The organism is Streptomyces sp. NPDC021115 (genome assembly GCF_044333065.1).
In the GTDB taxonomy this organism is placed as follows: Bacteria; Actinomycetota; Actinomycetes; order Streptomycetales; family Streptomycetaceae; genus Streptomyces.
In genome coordinates, this window is record NZ_JBIRQF010000015.1 from 163187 (window position 1) to 182392 (window position 19206).

Annotated in this window: 16 protein-coding genes; 6 read left to right on the forward strand and 10 right to left on the reverse strand. The window is 70.2% G+C overall.

The genetic code is table 11. The features are described 5' to 3' along the window. Positions 1–145 precede the first annotated feature (145 nt). Positions 146–1435 (forward strand): citrate synthase, encoded by a 1290-nt coding sequence (locus ACH4TL_RS34100; protein ID WP_398323768.1) that lies wholly within the window; start codon positions 146–148, stop codon positions 1433–1435. A gap of 373 nt (positions 1436–1808) precedes the next feature. Here ACH4TL_RS34100 and ACH4TL_RS34105 read toward each other — a convergent pair whose 3' ends face one another. The 3 genes from ACH4TL_RS34105 to ACH4TL_RS34115 all read right to left on the reverse strand — a co-directional run bounded on the left by ACH4TL_RS34105 (position 1809) and on the right by ACH4TL_RS34115 (position 5165). Next, a complete protein-coding gene (locus ACH4TL_RS34105; RefSeq protein WP_398323766.1) occupies positions 1809–4109 on the reverse strand; it encodes a heavy metal translocating P-type ATPase in 2301 nt (766 codons plus the stop codon). Then, a complete protein-coding gene (locus ACH4TL_RS34110; RefSeq protein ID WP_398323764.1) occupies positions 4106–4327 on the reverse strand; it encodes a heavy-metal-associated domain-containing protein in 222 nt (73 codons plus the stop codon). Before ACH4TL_RS34110 ends, ACH4TL_RS34105 begins: the two co-directional genes overlap by 4 nt. 187 nt (positions 4328–4514) lie before the next feature. After that, positions 4515–5165 (reverse strand): TetR/AcrR family transcriptional regulator, encoded by a 651-nt coding sequence (locus tag ACH4TL_RS34115; RefSeq protein WP_398323762.1) that lies wholly within the window; start codon positions 5163–5165, stop codon positions 4515–4517. Between the two features lie 177 nt (positions 5166–5342). Here ACH4TL_RS34115 and ACH4TL_RS34120 point away from each other — a divergent pair, with 177 nt between their 5' ends. Then, a complete protein-coding gene (locus ACH4TL_RS34120) occupies positions 5343–7697 on the forward strand; it encodes an MMPL family transporter (RefSeq protein ID WP_398323760.1) in 2355 nt (784 codons plus the stop codon). A gap of 34 nt (positions 7698–7731) precedes the next feature. Here the strand turns inward: ACH4TL_RS34120 and ACH4TL_RS34125 are convergent, their stop codons facing one another. The 7 genes from ACH4TL_RS34125 to ACH4TL_RS34155 all read right to left on the reverse strand — a co-directional run bounded on the left by ACH4TL_RS34125 (position 7732) and on the right by ACH4TL_RS34155 (position 14200). Continuing rightward, the gene (locus ACH4TL_RS34125) at positions 7732–7941 is read right to left on the reverse strand and encodes a helix-turn-helix transcriptional regulator (RefSeq protein ID WP_398323758.1); all 210 of its coding nucleotides are present in this window, start codon (positions 7939–7941) and stop codon (positions 7732–7734) included. A gap of 124 nt (positions 7942–8065) precedes the next feature. Further along, on the reverse strand, positions 8066–8923 hold the full coding sequence (locus tag ACH4TL_RS34130) for a sugar phosphate isomerase/epimerase family protein (protein ID WP_398323756.1): 858 nt from the start codon (positions 8921–8923) through the stop codon (positions 8066–8068). Between the two features lie 120 nt (positions 8924–9043). After that, a complete protein-coding gene (locus ACH4TL_RS34135) occupies positions 9044–10063 on the reverse strand; it encodes a Gfo/Idh/MocA family protein (protein WP_398323754.1) in 1020 nt (339 codons plus the stop codon). A gap of 64 nt (positions 10064–10127) precedes the next feature. Further along, positions 10128–11048, reverse strand: coding sequence for a sugar phosphate isomerase/epimerase family protein (locus ACH4TL_RS34140; protein WP_398323752.1), 921 nt, complete (start codon positions 11046–11048; stop codon positions 10128–10130). Between the two features lie 176 nt (positions 11049–11224). Then, entirely contained in the window at positions 11225–12103 is an 879-nt protein-coding gene (locus ACH4TL_RS34145; protein WP_398323750.1) for an ATP-binding cassette domain-containing protein, read from the reverse strand. Between the two features lie 5 nt (positions 12104–12108). Then, complete coding sequence (locus tag ACH4TL_RS34150; RefSeq protein ID WP_398323748.1) at positions 12109–13179, reverse strand: ABC transporter permease; 1071 nt, start codon at positions 13177–13179, stop codon at positions 12109–12111. A gap of 7 nt (positions 13180–13186) precedes the next feature. Continuing rightward, a complete protein-coding gene (locus ACH4TL_RS34155; RefSeq protein ID WP_398323746.1) occupies positions 13187–14200 on the reverse strand; it encodes a sugar ABC transporter substrate-binding protein in 1014 nt (337 codons plus the stop codon). 284 nt (positions 14201–14484) lie between these two features. Here ACH4TL_RS34155 and iolC point away from each other — a divergent pair, with 284 nt between their 5' ends. Genes iolC through iolD form a run of 4 tightly spaced genes read left to right on the forward strand, consistent with a single transcriptional unit; the run spans position 14485 to position 19184 of the window. Beyond that, a complete protein-coding gene (iolC, locus tag ACH4TL_RS34160; protein WP_398323744.1) occupies positions 14485–15429 on the forward strand; it encodes a 5-dehydro-2-deoxygluconokinase in 945 nt (314 codons plus the stop codon). Positions 15430–15483: 54 nt separating this feature from the next. Continuing rightward, entirely contained in the window at positions 15484–16362 is an 879-nt protein-coding gene (locus tag ACH4TL_RS34165) for a deoxyribose-phosphate aldolase (RefSeq protein WP_398323742.1), read from the forward strand. 33 nt (positions 16363–16395) lie between these two features. After that, positions 16396–17310, forward strand: coding sequence for a 5-deoxy-glucuronate isomerase (gene iolB, locus ACH4TL_RS34170; RefSeq protein ID WP_398323740.1), 915 nt, complete (start codon positions 16396–16398; stop codon positions 17308–17310). Further along, on the forward strand, positions 17307–19184 hold the full coding sequence (gene iolD, locus ACH4TL_RS34175; RefSeq protein WP_398323738.1) for a 3D-(3,5/4)-trihydroxycyclohexane-1,2-dione acylhydrolase (decyclizing): 1878 nt from the start codon (positions 17307–17309) through the stop codon (positions 19182–19184). The genes iolB and iolD overlap by 4 nt, the downstream gene beginning before the upstream one ends. Positions 19185–19206: the final 22 nt, after the last annotated feature.

Below are 19206 nucleotides of genomic sequence, written 5' to 3' on the forward strand. Positions count from 1 at the left end.
GGGCAGGATGGCCGTGTAGGCGGCACTGAGTGCCGCCAAAAGGCCCTTCAGTCGACCCCGAGTGCAGCTTCATCACCCGAGTAGGGGAAGGTGGGGGGAGTCAGGGCACCTCGAGGAAGAGAACCAGACGTCGGTGAGGGATGACGTGAGCGACAACTCTGTAGTACTGCGGTACGGAGACGACGAATACACCTACCCGGTGGTCGACAGCACCGTTGGTGACAAGGGCTTCGACATCGGCAAGCTGCGCGCCCAGACCGGTCTGGTGACCCTGGACTCCGGTTACGGCAACACCGCCGCGTACAAGTCCGGCATCACCTATCTGGATGGTGAGCAGGGCATTCTGCGGTACCGCGGGTACCCCATCGAGCAGCTGGCGGAGCGCGCCTCCTTCGTGGAGACGGCCTTCCTCCTGATCAACGGTGAGCTGCCGACGGTCGACGAACTGGCCGCGTTCCGTGAGGACATCACCCGCCACACGCTGCTCCACGAGGACGTCAAACGGTTCTACGACGGCTTCCCGCGGGACGCCCACCCGATGGCGATGCTGTCCTCCGTGGTCAGCGCGCTGTCGACGTTCTACCAGGACAGCCACAACCCGTTCGACGAGAAGCAGCGCAACCTGTCGACGATCCGGCTGATGGCCAAGCTGCCGACGATCGCGGCGTACGCGTACAAGAAGTCGGTCGGTCACCCGTTCGTCTACCCGCGCAACGACCTCGGTTACGTCGAGAACTTCCTGCGGATGACCTTCTCGGTCCCGGCGCAGGAGTACGAGCTGGACCCGATCGTGGTCAGCGCGCTCGACAAGCTGCTGATCCTGCACGCGGACCACGAGCAGAACTGTTCGACCTCCACGGTCCGGCTCGTCGGCTCCTCGCAGGCCAACATGTTCGCCTCGATCTCGGCGGGCATCAACGCCCTGTGGGGTCCGCTGCACGGCGGCGCCAACCAGTCGGTGCTGGAGATGCTGGAGGGCATCCAGGCGTCCGGCAGTGACGTCGACACCTTCATCCGCAAGGTGAAGAACAAGGAAGACGGCGTGAAGCTCATGGGCTTCGGGCACCGCGTCTACAAGAACTTCGACCCCCGGGCGAAGATCATCAAGTCGGCGGCGCACGATGTCCTCTCCGCGCTCGGCAAGTCCGACGAGCTGCTCGACATCGCGCTCAAGCTCGAGGAGCACGCGCTCGCCGACGACTACTTCGTGGAGCGCAAGCTCTACCCGAACGTGGACTTCTACACCGGTCTGATCTACCGGGCGATGGGCTTCCCGACCGAGATGTTCACCGTGCTGTTCGCGCTCGGCCGCCTCCCGGGCTGGATCGCCCAGTGGCACGAGATGATCAAGGAGCCGGGCTCCCGCATCGGCCGCCCGCGCCAGATCTACACGGGCGTCGTCGAGCGGGACTTCGTCCCGGTCGAGCAGCGCTAAGAGCAAGACCAGAAGCGCCCCGCTGTCGATCCCCCCACGGGTCGGAGCGGGGCGCTTCCCTTGTCCCGGTTCGGATTCCCCCCACGGGATCCGGCCCGGGCGTTCAGTGGGCCCGTACGGGCTCGTACGGACGCGATCTGCCGGGACGCGTACGTACGGGAGGGCCGCTCAAAGCTCCCCGAGTACGTCGCCCCGGCCACGCGTAGCAGGATGCGTCCCCCAAGACGTATCCTCACCGCCCCATTAGACTCGCGACCCCCCTGAATGGTTACGTTGGGTTGTCTGTGATCTGCGTCTCTTGTCATATGGGGGCGTAAAAGGGCAAGAGCCCCGATTCGAAAATCGAGGCTCTTGTGTATGGGTGTTGTGCGGCTTATGGGGACTTGGTGGAGGCCGTGGAGGCCGTGAAGGAACGCAGTCGCAGACTGTTGCTCACGACGAACACGGACGAGAACGCCATCGCGGCGCCCGCGATCATCGGGTTGAGCAGACCGGCCGCCGCGAGCGGCAGCGCGGCGACGTTGTAGCCGAACGCCCAGAACAGGTTCCCCTTGATCGTGGCGAGGGTCCGGCGGGCCAGCCGGATCGCGTCGGCGGCCACCCGCAGATCGCCCCGGACGAGGGTGAGGTCGCCCGCCTCGATCGCCGCGTCCGTACCGGTGCCCATGGCGAGCCCGAGGTCGGCGGTGGCAAGGGCGGCGGCGTCGTTGACCCCGTCGCCGACCATGGCGACCGTGCGGCCCTCGCCCTGGAGCCGCTTCACGACGTCGACCTTGTCCTCCGGCAGGACCTCGGCGATGACCTCGTCGATGCCGACCTCGCGGGCGACCGACTCGGCCACCCGCCGGTTGTCGCCGGTCAGCAGCACCGGGGTGAGGCCGAGGGCGCGCAGCCGGGTGACGGCTTCGGCGCTGGTCTCCTTGATGGCGTCGGCGACGGTGAGGACGCCGCGCGCATGCCCGTCCCAGGCCACGGCGACCGCCGTATGGCCGTCCGCTTCGGCCGCGGCCTTGGCGGCGGCCAGATCCTCCGGCAGGTCGATGGACCACCGGGTGAGCAGGGCCTCGCGGCCGACGAGCACCGCGTGCCCGTCCACGACGCCCTGGACGCCGAGCCCGGGCACGGAGCCGAAGCTCTCGGGCGCCGGGAGCGCCCCTGTGCGCTCGGCCGCGCCGTCGGCGATGGCGCGGGCGATGGGGTGCTCGCTGGCGTGCTCCACCGCGCCCGCGAGCCGCAGCAGCTCGTCCTCGCTGGTGCGCGGGGCCGGGATGATCTGGTGCAGACGCATCCTGCCGGTGGTCACGGTGCCGGTCTTGTCGAGGACGACGGTGTCCACCCGGCGGGTCGACTCCAGCACCTCGGGGCCCTTGATGAGGATGCCCAGCTGGGCGCCGCGGCCGGTGCCGACCATGAGCGCGGTCGGGGTGGCCAGGCCCAGGGCGCACGGGCAGGCGATGATCAGGACGGCGACGGCGGCGGTGAACGCCGCGGTCGCGTCCTTCGTCGTCAGCCACCAGACCAGCAGGGTGCCCACGGCGATCAGCAGCACGATCGGCACGAAGACGCCGGAGACCCGGTCGGCGAGCCGCTGCACCTCGGCCTTGCCGTTCTGCGCGTCCTCCACCAGGCGGGCCATCCGGGACAGCTGGGTGTCGGCGCCGACCCGGGTGGCCTCCACGACGATGCGGCCCGCCGTGTTGACGGTCGCGCCCGCGACGGTGTCGCCCACCGCGACGTCCACCGGCACGGATTCGCCGGTCAGCATCGAGGCGTCGACGGCCGAGGCGCCCTCGATCACCGTGCCATCGGTGGCGATCTTCTCGCCGGGGCGCACGACGAAGTGGTCCCCGACGGCCAGGTCGCGCACCGGAATGCGTACTTCCCGTCCTCCGCGCAGCACGGCGACGTCCTTGGCGCCCAGCTCCATCAGGGCGCGCAGCGCCGCTCCCGCCCGCCGCTTGGACTTCGCCTCCAGATAGCGGCCGATGAGGATGAAGGTGGTCACCCCGGCGGCGGCCTCCAGATAGATCGAGGACGAGCCGTTCGCACGGGTGACGGTGAGGTCGAAGCCGTGCCGCATGCCGGGCATGCCCGCGTGGCCGAAGAACAGGGCCCACACGGACCAGCCGAGCGCCGCGAGGGTGCCGAGGGAGATCAGGGTGTCCATGGTGGCCGCGCCGTGCCGGGCGTTGGTCCAGGCGGCCTTGTGGAAGGGCGCTCCGCCCCAGACGACGACGGGCGCGGCGAGGGTGAGGGAGAGCCACTGCCAGTTGTCGAACTGGAGCGAGGGCACCATCGCCAGCACCACGACGGGCAGGGACAGTACGAGCGAGACGAGCATGCGGTGGCGTAGCGGGTCGTGCCCGCCCGGCGCCGGGGCACTGTCGGCGGCGGTGGCGCCGTCGGCGGTGCCGGGGGTGGGCTCGGGCTCGGCGGGGGGCGGCTCCTCGGCGGTGTAGCCGGTCTTGACGACGGTGGCGATGAGGTCCGCGACCTCGACGCCGCTGCCGTAGGACACCTGGGCCTTCTCGGTGGCGTAGTTCACCGTGGCGGTGACGCCCTCCAGCCGGTTGAGCTTCTTCTCGATGCGTGCCGCGCAGGAAGCGCAGGTCATGCCGCCGATGGTCAGCTCGACCCGTGCCTCGTGCCCGACGACGGGAGCCGTGATGGTCATGCGAGCTCGTACCCCGCTTCGTCGACGGCGGCGCGGACCGCCTCGGTGTCCAGCGGGGCGGCCGAGACGACGGTGACCTGGCCGGTGGAGGCCACGGCCTGGACGGAGCTGACGCCGTCGAGGGCGCCGATTTCCTCGGCTACCGCACCCTCGCAGTGGCCGCAGGTCATGCCGGTCACCTGGTAGACGGCGGTGACGGTGTTCGCCTCGGGGCTCATGGACTTCTCCTCTGTGGGGGAGTGGCTGACGGTACGCGAGGGACGCTGGTTGGCGCAGCGCCTCCTGACGCTTCAACTCTATACCCCTAGGGGGTATTCCCGGAAGTCAGGGGTGTGTCCGCTCTCACAAGGGAGGTCGTGCCCTCGCGCGCGATACCCCCTGGGGGTGTCGTCAGCCCGGGGGAGATCAGGCCCGGGTGGCTGCCGCTTCGGTGCCGATGACGGGGGCCAGGTACCCGTAGAGGCAGTGCTTCATCTCGGTGATGTACGCCTCCCGGTCCTCGCCCTCGTGCGAGAGGATCAGCTCGAGACCGGCCTTGAACAGGGTGAATGCCATCGTCGCGGTGCGCGCGCGGCGCTGCGGGGGCAGCTCGGGGGCGTAGGTGCCGATCAGTGCCTCGACCCGGGTCTGGAGCGCGGCGTGCAGTGCCTCGTGCTCCTCGGCGACCGTGCCCGGGGTGTCGGAGGAGCAGATCAGGGTGAGGAAGACGGGATTGGCGCAGTTGAACTCGATCAACGGGTCGAGGACCACGTCCAGCATCTCGCCGAGCGGCAGCGCGGCGTTCTCGTCGGTGAAGGCCACTCCGTGGGCGTCCCGCATCTGCTGGGTGAGGCGGTCGCCCAGCTCGACGGCGATGGCCTCCTTGTTCGGGAAGAACTGGTACAGCGTGCCGGGGGAGACCCCGGCCTCGCGGGCGATCGCGTTGGTGCTCGCTGAGGAGTAGCCGGTGCGGCAGAAGACGCTGGCGGCGGCGTCCAGCAGCTGCTGGATCCGGCGCTCGCCGCGCGCCTGCCTGCGGCGGGGGTTCGCGGGTCGGACTGCCTGGCTCTCGGTCACAATCCCCAGCTTCCCATGAGCGATTGACAAACACGAGTACCCGCTCGCATTCTTGAGAAATGCGAGCGGTCGCTCGTATTTGCCGCTCCCGTGGCAATCAGCGACCCATGCCGCCTGCCCGCTTGCCCGCGCGAGCGGGGCGGGCAGCATGGGCACAGGTGAAGGGGACACCGCGTCATGACCGATGTCAGTCGGCCGCCCGGCGAGCGGATCGGAGGATGGACCCGCCTGGCCACCGCCAAGCCGAGGCTGTCCTTGCTGGTCGCTCTGGTCTTCACGGCGCTCGCAGTCGTGGCCGGGAGCGGAGTCGCCGACCGGCTGTCCGGCGGCGGCTGGGAGGACCCGGCGTCCCAGTCCTCGTACGCCACCAAGGCGCTGGAGAAGCGCTTCCCCGCCTCCCAGCCCAACCTCATCCTGCTCGTCGACGGCGGCGGCGCGAAGGTGGACGACCCGGCGGTCGCCACCGAGGCGCGGGCGCTCGCCAAGAAGCTGGAGGGCGAGAAGGCGGTCACCGGCGTCACGTCCTACTGGGACACCGGCGCGTCCGCGCTGCGCAGCAAGGACCGCGGCGAGGCGATCATCGCCGCGCGCATCACCGGCGACGAGAACGCCCAGGGCAAGACGCTGGAGCGCATCGCCCCCGACGTTCGCGGGAAGCACGGTCCGGCCGAGGTCTCCGTCGGCGGGCCGGTCGCGGTCAAGCAGGAGATGCAGACCACCATTCAGGAAGACCTGCTGCGCGCCGAGATGATGGCCCTGCCCGTCACCCTGGTGCTGCTCGTCATGGTCTTCGGCAGCGCGGTCGCCGCTCTGCTGCCGCTCGGCATCGGCGTCATCGCGATCCTGGGCACCGACGCCGTGCTGCGGGTGCTCACCGAGTTCACCGATGTCTCGGTCTTCGCGCAGAACCTGACCACCGCGCTCGGCCTCGGACTCGCCATCGACTACGCCCTGTTCATCGTGCGGCGCTTCCGCGAAGAGCTGTCGGCGGGCGGGGAGACGCTCCCGGCCGTCGCCGCCACCCTGCGCACCGCCGGGCGGACCGTGCTCTTCTCGGCGCTGACCGTCGCCGTCTCGCTCGCCGCGATGATGGTCTTCCCGCAGTACTTCCTGCGCTCCTTCGCCTACGCGGGCATCGCCGTGGTGCTCATCGCCGCGGCCGCCGCCCTGGTGGTGCTGCCCGCCGCGCTCATCCTGCTCGGCGACCGGGTCAACAAGTGGGACCTCACCCGGCTGCTGCGCCGCGGCCGCCGCACCGCCGACGGAGCGGCCGACGAGGCGGGCGGGGCCGAACCGGGCGCGGGCTGGGGGCGGTTCGCCCGGCTGGTGATGCGGCGCGCCCCGGTCTTCGCCCTGGCCACCGTCGCCGGGCTGGTGGCGCTGGGGCTGCCCTTCCTGCGGGTGGAGTTCGGCACCGCGGACGACCGCCAGTTGCCCTCCGGCGCCGAATCGCACGTGGTCCAGCAGCACATCAGGGACGGCTTCGCGGGCGGACCCGGCGGCGGGGTGGAGATCCTCGCCGAGGGCAAACCCGGTGCCGCGGCGCTCGCCGACTACAGCGCCAAGGTCTCCGCCCTCCCCGGAGTGCTGCGGGTGGACAGCCCGGCCGGGCACTTCGCGCAGGGCCACCAGGTGGGCAAGCCCGGCCCGGCCGAGGCGGCGCGCGCGGCCGGAGGCGCGGCGTATCTCAGCGTGCAGCCCAAGGGCGAGGGCGTGGCGCCCGCCACCCAGGACCTGGTGCGGGACATCCGCGCCCAGAGCCCCCCGTTCCACACCTCGGTGACCGGCACCGCCGCCGTCCTGGTGGACACCAAGCAGTCCCTGGGCGACCGGGTTCCCTGGGCCGGTGCGATCATCATCGTCGTCACCCTGCTGCTGGTCTTCCTGCTCACCGGGAGCGTGCTGATCCCGCTCCAGGCGGTGCTGCTCAACGCGCTCAGCCTCACCGCGATGTTCGGCGCCATGGTCTGGGTCTTCCAGGAGGGGCATCTGTCCGGGCCGCTGGCCTTCACCAGTTCCGGCGACATAGAGACGACCCTGCCGGTGCTGATGTTCTGCGTCGCCTTCGGGCTCTCCATGGACTACGGCGTCTTCCTGCTCTCCCGCATCAAGGAGGAGTACGAGCGCACGGGGGACCACGAGGCGGCGGTGGAGTTCGGGCTGCGGCGCACCGGCGGGCTGATCACGGCGGCGGCGCTGATCCTGGCCGTGGTCATGGTGGCCATCGGCACCTCGCGGGTCACCAACACCAAGATGCTCGGCCTCGGTATCGCGCTGGCCGTGCTGATGGACGCGATGGTGGTGCGCAGTCTGCTGGTGCCCGCGGTGATGAAGCTGACCGGCCGGGCCACCTGGTGGGCCCCGGGTCCGCTGCGGCGGCTGCACACCCGGTTCGGGCTGAGCGAAGGGGAGCCCGCGCCCCCGTCCGGTGCTTCGTCCGGTGACGGTTCCTCCGGAAACTCCGCCGGGGAGACGGACGTGGACATGGCCTCCGGGGAGGAGAAGGGCCGGGACCGGGTGAGCATCCGCTGATCCGCCGCACCTGGTGATACCGCCGCGCCCGGCGCTAGTCCGTGGACTTGCGCCGGGCGCGGCGGTTGCCGGGTCTGCGGGCCACCCAGGCCCGGATCGTGTCCGCGTACCAAAACGGCTTGCCGCCCTCCACGAGATCGGGGGGCGGCAAGTGGCCGTGCTTGCGATAGGACCGTACGGTGTCGGTCTGCACACCGATATGTGCGGCGATCTCCTTGTAGGACCACAGCCTTCGATCGGTCATCACTCGCGCCCTTTCACTCGGCCTGTGCCCGGTGAACGACACCGGGTGACGGGCGGCTAGGGGCTGTTGAACACCTGTGACGTAAGGCGCGCGGAGATGTGACGGCTGTGACCGCGGGGTGACGCTACGTCCAGGTGGACAGGTACTCGTCGATCTTCCGGCGCATGAACACGGACGATTCGCGGGCCCGGTCCTCCCAGGCGAAGACGCAGGAGGTCAGCGTGCCGTCGAAGTTGTTGTCCTTCAGGGCGCCGAACAGCGCGTCGAAGTCGACCTCGCCCTGCCCGATGTCCAGGTGCTGGTGGATACGGGCCGTGGAGCCGGGCGGGTTGATGATGTAGCGCAGCCCCGAGGACGCCGTGTGATCAAAGGTGTCGGCCAGATGCACATGGGTGAGCAGATCGCCCGCGTGCTTGATCAGGCCGGGGGCGTCATTGCCGTGGTGGAACGTGTGCGGCGCGCAGTAGAGGTAGGAGACCAGGGGGTGGTTGATGCCCCGGATCATGTTGATCGCCTCGTACCCCTCCTCGATGAAGTCATCGGGGTGCGGCTCCAGCGTCAGTCGGATGGACTCGCGCTCGAAGACCGGCAGCAGCTCCTCGATCGACCGCCAGAACTGGCCCTCGCTGCGGCTGGGGTCCTCGGGACGGCCGTTGAACTCCGAGATCATGCTGTCCACGCCCAGATCGGCGGCGATCTGGATGGCCCGCTTCCAGTAGCGGACGGCGGCCTGGCGCTCGTCCTCGTCCGGCCCTGACCAGCGGAACAGCGGCAGTACGGAGGAGATCTTCACCCCGGCGGCGTCCAGTGCCTTGCGGAACTGCCGGACCGTGCCGTCGTCCACCCGCGGGTGCTTGAAGAAGGGGATGAAGTCGTCTCGCGGAGACAGCTCGATGTACTCGAAGCCCAGCTCGGCGACGAGGGCCGGGAGCTCGAGCAGCGGCCCCTTGCGCAGCATATGCGGGTCGAGGGCGATCTTCATGAGAAGCAGAAACCTTTCCAACAGGGGAAATGCGACAGGGGGAACGTGACAGGGGGTGGAAGAAGAGGAGCAAAGGGCGGCGGGCCGGTCGTGGCGGTGACCGGCCCCCCGGATGGAGCGTCAGGCGTAGAAGGCCGGGCGCACGATCATGTCGACGGGCGTGCGCTCGCCCGTGGCCTGCGCCCGCACTCCCGCCTCGCACACGGCGGCCGCGGCGTAGCCGTCCCAGGCGCTCGGGCCCTCGACCTCGCCCCGCTTGGTGGCGTTGACCCAGGCCTGCACCTCGCGGTCGTACGCCTCCTCGAAGCGGGCCACGAAGTCGGGGGCGATCTCGCCGCCCCAGGTGCCGGGGCGGTTGACGAGCATGCCGTGGGCGTCGCCGACGCGCGCGGTGCCGCGCTCGCAGACCGCCTCGGCCTGGACCTGGTAGCCGAAGCCGCAGCTGGCGAAGATCTCGACGTTGACGATCGCGCCGCCGGTGGTCTCGAAGATCACCAGCTGGGGGTCGGCGAGCCCCTCGGGGGCGTGCGAGTTGGGGGTCGGCTTGAGCACGGTGACGTTGGCGATCTCCTGCTCCAGCAGCCAGCGCGACTGGTCCATCTCGTGCACCACGGAGTCGTTGATCAGCATCTCGGTGGTGAAGTACGAGTGCACCGAGGCGTTGCGGTGGCGGCAGTGCATCAGCAGCGGCCGCCCCAGCTCACCGGAGGCGAGGAGCGACTTGAGCTTCATGAACTCGGTGTCGTAGCGGCGCATGAAGCCGACCTGGACGCGGCGGTGACCGAGCCGCTGCTCGGCCTCCAGCACCCGCAGCGCGGACTCCGAGTCCGGGGTCAGCGGCTTCTCGCACAGCACCGGCAGATCGTGCTCGAACGCGCTGAGCAGCGCGGCCTCGTGCGCGGGTCCTGGCGAGGCGATCAGCACCGCGTCCACGCCCGGCGCGGCCATGGCGGCGGCCGGGTCGGTGAACGCCTGGCAGCCCTCGGACAGGTCGGCGACGGCCTTGGCGCGCGCCTCGTCGATGTCGACCACGGCCGCCACCCGGGCGCCGCTGATCACGTCGTTGATGCGGCGGACGTGGTCGGCGCCCATCTTGCCGGTCCCGATGACGGCGATCCCGAGCGTGCCCTGCTGGCTCATAGGTGTCTCTCTTCTCTTTCTGCTCGTCCGGGGGAGGGGATCCGGGGGAGGGAAGGGGATCGGGTCAGGCGCCGCAGGACCGCAGGAAGCGGCGGGTGCGCTCCGCGATCGGGAACGGCTGGTCGGGCGGGCAGGGGTACATGTCCTGCTCGACGATGGCGAACAGGTCCACGTCCAGCTTCTGGGCGGCCGCCAGGACCGGCTCCAGCTCCGGGACGCCCTTCGGCGGTTCGCACATCACGCCGCGCTTGACGGCCGGGCCGAACGGCACCCCGTTCTTGACCACGTCGGCCAGGATCTCCGGGTCGACCTGCTTGAGGTGGAGGTAGCCGATGCGCTCGCCGTAGGTCTCGATGAGCTTGACGCTGTCCCCGCCGCAGTAGGCGTAGTGGCCGGTGTCCAGGCAGAGGTTGACCAGGTCGGAGTCGGTGGCGTCGAGGAAGCGCGCCACGTTCTCCTCGCCGTCGATGTGGGTGTCGGCGTGCGGGTGGACGACGATGTCGAGCCCGTAGCGCTCGCGCACCTCACGGCCCAGGCGCTCCATGCCGGTGGACAGATGGCGCCACTGCTCGGCGGTCAGCTCGGGCGGCTCGATGATCTCGGCGGTCTTGTCGTCGCGCCAGAAGGAGGGGATGACCACGAGGTGCTTCGCGTCCATGGCCCGGGTCAGCTCCGCCACCTGGGAGACGTGCTCCCAGGTGGCGTCCCAGACGTCGGGGCCGCGATGCAGGGAGGTGAAGATCGTGCCCGCCGAGACCGTGAGGTTCCGGCGGGTGATCTCCTCGGTGAGCCGGGCGGGGTCGGTCGGCAGATAGCCGTACGGGCCCAGCTCGATCCACTCGTAGCCGGCCTCCGCGACCTCGTCGAGGAAGCGCTGCCAGGGGACCTGCTGCGAGTCGTCGGGGAACCACACCCCCCAGGAGTCGGGGGCCGAGCCGACCCGGATGCGGTCCAGGGCGGGTACGGGGGAGGCGGCGGCAGTCATGGAAGAGGGTCTCCTCTCGCCGGTCGTCGGGGACCGGGGAAGGGGGCAGTGCGGGTCGCTTGCTCTGGGTGGTGGTCGGGGGCCCGCGTTTCATGCTGTTTTGGGCAGCTTTACGGGCCGGGCCGGGGGCCGTCAAGAGTTCGTCAGGACATTCGGACGTAATGTCAGGTGGAATGTCAGGACGAAGGGGTCTCGACGGCCTCGGGAAGCTCCTCCACATCGACCCCGCGCACCTGGGCGAGCTCGTGCTTGAGGGCGGCCAGTTCGGTGCCTCCGGCCATGTGGTTGGTGAGTTCCTCCAGGCTCACGTCGTCCCGGGCGGCGTTCAGCTCCAGGGCGCCGAGTCTCAGCACCGAGAAGTGATCGCCGACCATGTACGCGTGGTGCGGGTTGTGGGTGATGAAGATGACGCCCAGGCCCCGCTCACGGGCGGCCGCGATGTACTTGAGGACCACGCCCGACTGCTTGACGCCCAGCGCCGCGGTGGGCTCGTCCAGGATCAGCACGCGGGCGCCGAAGTACACCGCCCGCGCGATGGCCACCGACTGCCGCTGGCCTCCGGAGAGGGTGCCGATGGGCTGTTCCAGGTTGTCCAGGTGGATGCCCATGGCGGACAGCTCCGCCTGGGTGGTCTCCTTCATCCGCTCGATGTCGAGCCTGCGGATCGGCCAGGGGCCGCGGGTCAGCTCGGAGCCGAGGAAGAAGTTCCGCCACACCGGCATCAGGGGCACCGTGGCCAGGTCCTGGTAGACGGTGGCGATGCCGAGGTCCAGGGCCTCGCGGGGGTTGTTCAGCCGCACCGGCTTGCCGTCGACGACGTACTCGCCCTCGTCGTGCTGGTGCAGCCCGGAGATGATCTTGATCAGGGTGGACTTGCCCGCGCCGTTGTCGCCGAGGACGCAGGTCACCTGGCCCGGCCGGACGTCGAGGTCGATGCCCTCCAGGGCTCGGACGTTGCCGTAGAGCTTGCCGACGCCCTTGAGCTGGACGACCGGCTCGGCCCCGGCCCCGGCCCCGGCGGCCGGGGTGGGCTTCGTGAGGTCGTTGGCGGACATTCCCATCACCTCCTGGCGGCCTGACGGCGCACCCACAGATTCACGAGCGTGGCGAGCAGCAGCATCACGCCGACGAAGAACTTGAACCAGTCCGGGTTCCAGTTGGCGTAGACGATGCCCTGGTTGACCATGCCGAAGATGAAGGCGCCGAGCAGCGCGCCGATCGCGGAGCCGTAGCCGCCGGTGAGCAGACAGCCGCCGATCACCGCCGCGATGATGTAGTAGAACTCGTTGCCGACGCCCTCACCGGCCTGCACGGTGTTGTACTCGAACAGCAGGTGCATGCCGACGAACCAGGCCGCGAAGCCCACGGTCATGAAGAGCGCGATCTTGGTGAGGTTCACCGGGACGCCGACCGCCCGGGCGCTCTCCTTGGAGCCGCCCGCCGCGAAGATCCAGTTGCCGAACTTGGTGCGCAGCAGGACCCAGGTGGCGAGGCCCGCGAAGACCAGCCAGTAGAACACGGTGATGTTCACGTCGACGCCGAAGACCGGGACATCGGAGGCGAAGACCGCCTTGGCCGAGTCGAAGCCGTCCATGTCGTTGATGGCGTTGGTGGCGACGTTGTCGGTCAGCAGCTTGGTGACGGCCAGGTTGAGGCCCTGGAGCATCAGGAAGCTGGCGAGCGAGACCAGGAAGCTGGGCAGCCCGGTCTTGATCAGCAGCAGACCGTTGATCAGGCCCACCGAGAGCGAGACGATCAGGGCGACCCCGACACCGACCCACACATTGGCGGTGAGCTGGAAGCTGAGCAGGCTCGCGGTCAGCGCCGAGGAGGTGACGGCGACGCCGGCCGACAGGTCGAACTCGCCGCCGATCATCAGCAGGGACACGGCGAGCGCCATGATCCCCAGCGTCGAGCCCTGGTAGAGCACGGTGGCGAACGAGTCCGCCTGGCGGAAGGTCGGGGCGACGGCGAAGAAGAAGACGTAGACGCCGACGGCGGCGACCAGCGCGCCGATCTCCGGCCGGGCGAGGGCCCGGCGGGCCAGCGAGCGTTCGGCGGTACGGGGCTTGGGGCGCGCCGCGGGGGAGGCCGGTGGCATGGCGGCGGCGGGTGGGGCGGCTTGGGTCATGGCCGGATCACCGGGTGCCCTTCTCGGCGAACTTGGCGATCTTCTCCACGTTGTCCTTGTTGACGAACGCGGGTCCGGTCAGCACGGGCTGCTCGCCGCCGCCGCTGAAGTTGCCGTTGTTCTTGTAGAGCCACAGCGAGTCGACGGACAGATAGCCCTGGAGGTAGGGCTGCTGGTCCACCGCGAACTCCACGTCCCCGCTCTTGACGGCGGCGATGAGGTCCTTGTTGAGGTCGAAGGTCGCGACCTTGGCCTTGCCGCCCGACTCCTTGGCGGACTGCACGGCGGTCAGCGCGAACGGCGCGCCGAGCGTGACGACGTAGTCGATGCTCGAGTCCTGCTTGAGCTTGGCGGAGATCGTGGACTTGACCGACGGCATGTCGGTCCCGTTGACGTAGAGGATGTCCGTCTTGCCCTTGAAGGTCTTCTTCACACCCGCGCAGCGGGCCTCCAGGGCGACATGGCCCTGCTCCTGGATGACGCAGATGTTGTGCTTGGCGCCCACCTCGTTGAGGCGCTTGCCGAAGGCCTGGCCGGCCAGGTTCTCGTCCTGGCCGAAGTATTCGAGCAGCCCCTGGGACTTCCAGTCCTCCAGGCCGGAGTTGAAGCCCACGACCGGTATCCCGGCCTTCTCGGCCTTGGCGATCGCGCCCTTCATCGCGGCGGGCTTGGCGAGGGTGACGGCGATGCCGTCGACCTTCTGGTTGATCGCGTTCCGGATGAGGTTGGCCTGGTCGCCGCCGTTGGGATTGCTGGAGTAGACCAGATCGACGTTGTCCTTGGCCGCGGCCGCCTTGGCGCCCTTGCGGACCGTGTCCCAGAAGGTGTCACCCGGGGCGGCATGGGTGATCATCGCGATCTTCATCCGGGGGGTGTTGGCCTTGCCCGCGGAGATGTCGTCCGCGGCGTCCTGGGCTTTCTTGCCCCCTTGGCTGCTGCACGCCGTTGCGAGGAGAACCGTTACGGCGGCGATGGTGGCGAGTCGCGCGCTGCGGCGTCGGCGGTCGAATCTGAGGTCCATCTCTTCCAGCACCTCTCAAGCCAGGTCCGGTGTTAACACGGCCGTTGCATGAGGGGGAGCCAACTCCTCGCGCCCACTGCCTGTCAAGGGTTTGTCATGACAATATTTCATCTGGACGTAACGAGGCGATAACGCGCCCCGCGGTGACTCTTGTGGTTACGTCCGAATGTAATGACAAATCCTTGACAGGGGGCTGTGGACGCGTCTAGACCTGAAGGGGCCGGGCGGGACCCGGTGTTCGTCCACGACAACCCTGAGCTGCGTACTTTGCCGAAGGGGCACGCATGAGTGAGCCGTACGACCTGATCACGATGGGCCGCATCGGAGTGGACCTCTACCCGCTCCAGACCGGAGTGCCGCTCCCGCAGGTCGAGTCATTCGGAAAGTTCCTGGGTGGCTCGGCGACCAACGTCGCGGTGGCCGCGGCCCGCTTCGGCCACCGCTCCGCGGTGATCAGCCGTACCGGGGCGGACCCCTTCGGCGAGTACATCCACCAGGAACTCCAGGGGTTCGGCGTGGACGACCGCTTCGTCACACCGGTCGAGGACTACCCCACCCCGATCACCTTCTGCGAGATCTTCCCGCCCGACGACTTCCCGCTGTACTTCTACCGCCGTCCCAAGGCCCCCGATCTGGAGATCCACCCCGGCGAGCTGGACCTCGACGCGATCCGCGCCGCCCGGATCTTCTGGATGACCGGCACCGGCCTCAGCGAGGAGCCCAGCCGCGGCAGCACCCTCGCCGCGCTCGCCCACCGCGCCAAGAGCGGCATCACGGTCTTCGACCTCGACTGGCGCCCCATGTTCTGGCAGGACCCCGAGACGGCGCGCCCCTTCTACGCCGAGGCCCTGCGCCACGCCACCGTCGCCGTCGGCAACGTGGACGAGTGCGAGATCGCCACCGGTGTACGGGAGCCGAAGGCATGCGCCCAGGCGCTGCTGGACGCGGGGGTCGAGCTGGCCGTCGTCAAACAGGGCCCCAAGGGAGTACTCGCCGTGCACCGCGACGGCACCGCCACCGAGGTTCCGCCCGTCCCGGTCGACGTCGTCAACGGCCTCGGCGCGGGCGACGCGTTCGGCGGTGCCCTGTGCCACGGGCTGCTGGCGGGCTGGGACCCGGAGCGGATCATGCGGTACGCGAACGCCGCGGGCGCGATCGTCGCGTCCCGCCTCGCCTGCTCCTCCGCGATGCCGACCGAGGCCGAGGTCGAGGCCCTGCTCAACCCCTAGCGACGCGGCGCGTCTGCGCCGCCACCGAGCCTCAATGAAGAGAGGACCCCTGCTTTGAGCATCAGCATCTCCGACCTCGTGACGGTGCGGAGCCGGCATCCCGAGGCCATCGCCGAGGCGGCCGCCCGCCGGGTCCGCCGCCCGCTCATCGGCGACAGCGGCCGACTGATGATCGTGGCCGCCGACCACCCGGCACGCGGCGCCCTCGCCGTCGGCGGGCACAAGCTGGCCATGGCCAACCGGGCCGATCTGCTGGAGCGGCTGTGCGTGGCGCTGTCGCGCCCCGGCGTCGACGGCGTGCTGGCCACCGCCGACATCCTGGAGGACCTGCTGCTGCTCGGCGCCCTCGACGGCAAGGTCGTCATGGGCTCGATGAACCGCGGCGGGCTGGCCGGTGCCTCGTTCGAGCTGGACGACCGCTTCACCGGCCACCGCCCCCAGGACATCGCCCGGCTCGGCTTCGACGCCGGGAAGCTGCTGCTGCGGGTCGACTACGACGACGCCGGGTCGCTCAACACCATGCTCACCACGGCCCGCGCCATCGACGAGATGGCGGAGCGGCGGCTGCCGGTGTTCGTCGAGCCGTTCATCTCCCGCCGGATAGACGGCAGGGTCTCCAACGACCTGAGCGCCGAGGCCGTCACCAAGTCCATCGCGATCGCCTCCGGGCTCGCCGGGACCTCCGCTTACACCTGGCTGAAGGTGCCGGTCACCAACGATCCGGACGAGATGGCCGCCGTCATGGAGACGAGCACGCTCCCGGCGGTGCTGCTCGGCGGCGAGGTGGGGAAGGACCAGGAGGGCGCGTACGAGAAGTGGCGCAAGGCACTGCGGCTGCCCACCGTGCAGGGCCTGGTCGTCGGCCGCTCGCTGCTCTACCCGGCGGAGGGCAGCGTGGAGACCGCCGTGGACACCGCCGTCGGCCTTTTGTGAATCGGCCCCGGAACCGGAGGAAACACTGACGCCATGACCACCAACGAACCGTCCCTTGGCTTCCATGTGCAGGCCGGTAAGGCGGCCGACGGCCCGTACGCGCTGGACATCGACCCCCAGCGGGCCGGCTGGGGCTACTCCAGCCTGCGCGTGCTCGACCTGCCGCCCGGCGGCTCGCACCAGCTGGCCACCGGCGACAGCGAGTGGATCGTGCTGCCGCTCAGCGGCGGCTGCACGGTGATCACCGAGGGCGAGACCTTCGAACTCCACGGCCGCGAGAACGTGTTCAGCGGGGTGAGCGACTTCGCGTACGTCCCGCGCGACGCCCACGCCACGATCGCCAGCGGCGCCGGGGGCCGCTTCGCGCTCACCGGCGCCCGCTGCGAGCGCCGGCTGCCCGCCCGCTACGGGCCCGCCTCCGCCGTACCCGTCGAGCTGCGCGGCACCGGCAACTGCTCGCGCCAGGTCAACAACTTCGGCGCCGCCGGGGTCTTCGAATGCGACAAGCTCATCGCCGTCGAGGTGCTCACCCCCGGCGGCAACTGGTCCTCGTACCCGCCGCACAAGCACGACGAGTGCCGCCCCGGCGAGGAGAGCGAGCTGGAGGAGATCTACTACTTCGAGATCGCCGAGGCCCACGGCAACGAGGGCGTCGGCTACCAGCGGGTCTCGCCCTCCGGCCACGGCCGCAACACCGATGTGCTGGCCGAGGTCCGCTCCGGCGACGCCGTGCTGATCCCGGACGGCTGGCACGGCCCGTCCATCGCCGCGCCCGGCCACGCCATGTACTACCTCAACGTCATGGCGGGCCCCGGCGAGGAGCGCGCCTGGCTGATCTGCGACCACCCCGACCACGGCTGGATCCGCTCCACCTGGCCCGACCAGCCCGTCGACCCCCGCCTTCCGCTGTACGAAGCCCCTGACGCTCCCGCAGGAGACGCCCGATGACCACCCGCCGCCTCACCGTCGCCCAGGCCCTGGTCGAGTTCCTGGCGCACCAGTACACCGAGCGGGACGGGCAGCGGCACCGTCTGATCAACGCGACCTGGGGCATCTTCGGCCACGGCAATGTGGCCGGGCTCGGCCAGGCGCTGCTGGAGGCCGGGCAGGACACCATGCCCTACCTCCAGGGCCGTAACGAGCAGTCGATGGTGCACGCCGCGGTCGGCTACGCCCGGCAGTCCAACCGGCTCGCCGCGCAGGCCGTCACCACCTCCATCGGCCCCGGCGCGACCAACCTGGTCACCGGTGCCGCGCTGGCCACCGTCAACCGGCTGCCGGTGCTGCTGCTGCCCGGCGACATCTTCACGACCCGGCCCGCCGACCCCGTGCTCCAGCAGCTGGAGGTGCCGTACGCGGGCGACGTGTCCGTCAACGACGCGCTGCGCCCGGTGTCCCGCTACTTCGACCGGGTCGTGCGCCCCGAGGCGCTGATCCCGGCCGCGCTCGCCGCGATGCGGGTGCTGGCCGATCCGGCCGAGACCGGCGCGGTCACCCTGGCCATGCCGCAGGACGTGCAGGCCGAGGCGTTCGACTGGCCGGAGGAGTTCTTCGCCGACCGGGTGTGGCGGGTGCGCCGCCCCGTCCCCGAGGCGGCCGAGACCGCCGCCGCCGCGCGGGCGATCCGGGCCGCCCGGCGGCCGCTGGTCGTCGCGGGCGGCGGCGTCCACCACAGCGAGGCCGAGGGCGCGCTGCTGGCGTTCGCCGACGCCACCGGCATCCCGGTCGCCTCCACTCAGGCGGGCAAGGGGTCGCTGCGCTACGACCACCCCGCCGACATCGGCGGCATCGGCCACACCGGCACCGCCGTCGCCGACGACCTGGCCCGTACCGCGGACCTGATCATCGGGGTCGGCACCCGCTACAGCGACTTCACCACCGCCTCCGCGACCCTCTTCGCGGACCCGGACGTACGGTTCCTCAACCTCAACATCACCGGCTTCGACGCCCACAAGCTGAGCGCCACCACGCTGGTCGCCGACGCCCGCGCCGGTCTGGAAGCGCTGACCGCCGAGCTGGCCGGGCACCGGGTCGATACGACGTACGAGGCCGAGTACCGCACCGGCAAGGCCCGCTGGGAGCGCCTGGTGGACGCCGCGTACGCCGCCGAGGACACCTCCGTGCGCCCCTCGCAGACCCAGGTGCTGGGCGCGCTGGACGCGGCGGTCGGCGACGACGACGTGGTGATCAACGCGGCGGGCTCGCTCCCCGGCGATCTGCACAAGCTGTGGCGGGCCCGCTCGCCCCGCCAGTACCACCTGGAGTACGGCTACTCCTGCATGGGCTACGAGATCCCCGGCGCCATCGGCGTACGGCTCGCGGCCCCCGACACCCCGGTATGGGCGCTGGTCGGGGACGGTACGTACCTGATGATGCCGACCGAGATCGTGACCGCGGTCCAGGAGGGCATCAACATCAACATCGTCCTCCTCCAGAACCACGGCTACGCCTCGATCGGCGGTCTGTCGGAGACCACCGGCGCCGAGCGGTTCGGCACCGCCTACCGGTTCCGGTCCGCCGACGGCACGTACACCGGCGATCCGCTCCCCGTGGACCTGGCCGCGAACGCCGCCTCGCTCGGCATGGACGTGCTGCGCGCCGCGACCGTGGCCGAGCTGCGCGAGGCGCTGGCGACGGCGCGCGCCTCGGACCGTCCCACATGTGTCTATGTGGAGACGGAAACGGGCGACACAGTGTCGGGCGCACCCGACGCACAGGCGTGGTGGGATGTGCCTGTAGCCGAGACCGCGACCCGCCCGGCCGCCGTGAAGGCCCGCGAGGAGTACGACCGGCACGCCGCCGGCCGCCGCCGCCACCTCTGACGTTTTTCGAGAGAAAGGCTCC

Coding starts and splice junctions, on each gene's coding strand:
- ACH4TL_RS34105 (WP_398323766.1), bottom strand. CDS start 4,109: ATGACCATCACGGCTCCCGTCGTCGGGCACGAGGCACGGGTCGAGCTG.
- ACH4TL_RS34110 (WP_398323764.1), bottom strand. CDS start 4,327: ATGAGCCCCGAGGCGAACACCGTCACCGCCGTCTACCAGGTGACCGGC.
- ACH4TL_RS34120 (WP_398323760.1), top strand. CDS start 5,343: ATGACCGATGTCAGTCGGCCGCCCGGCGAGCGGATCGGAGGATGGACC.
- ACH4TL_RS34125 (WP_398323758.1), bottom strand. CDS start 7,941: ATGACCGATCGAAGGCTGTGGTCCTACAAGGAGATCGCCGCACATATC.
- ACH4TL_RS34130 (WP_398323756.1), bottom strand. CDS start 8,923: ATGAAGATCGCCCTCGACCCGCATATGCTGCGCAAGGGGCCGCTGCTC.
- ACH4TL_RS34135 (WP_398323754.1), bottom strand. CDS start 10,063: ATGAGCCAGCAGGGCACGCTCGGGATCGCCGTCATCGGGACCGGCAAG.
- ACH4TL_RS34140 (WP_398323752.1), bottom strand. CDS start 11,048: ATGACTGCCGCCGCCTCCCCCGTACCCGCCCTGGACCGCATCCGGGTC.
- ACH4TL_RS34145 (WP_398323750.1), bottom strand. CDS start 12,103: ATGTCCGCCAACGACCTCACGAAGCCCACCCCGGCCGCCGGGGCCGGG.
- ACH4TL_RS34150 (WP_398323748.1), bottom strand. CDS start 13,179: ATGACCCAAGCCGCCCCACCCGCCGCCGCCATGCCACCGGCCTCCCCC.
- ACH4TL_RS34155 (WP_398323746.1), bottom strand. CDS start 14,200: ATGGACCTCAGATTCGACCGCCGACGCCGCAGCGCGCGACTCGCCACC.
- iolC (WP_398323744.1), top strand. CDS start 14,485: ATGAGTGAGCCGTACGACCTGATCACGATGGGCCGCATCGGAGTGGAC.
- iolB (WP_398323740.1), top strand. CDS start 16,396: ATGACCACCAACGAACCGTCCCTTGGCTTCCATGTGCAGGCCGGTAAG.
- iolD (WP_398323738.1), top strand. CDS start 17,307: ATGACCACCCGCCGCCTCACCGTCGCCCAGGCCCTGGTCGAGTTCCTG.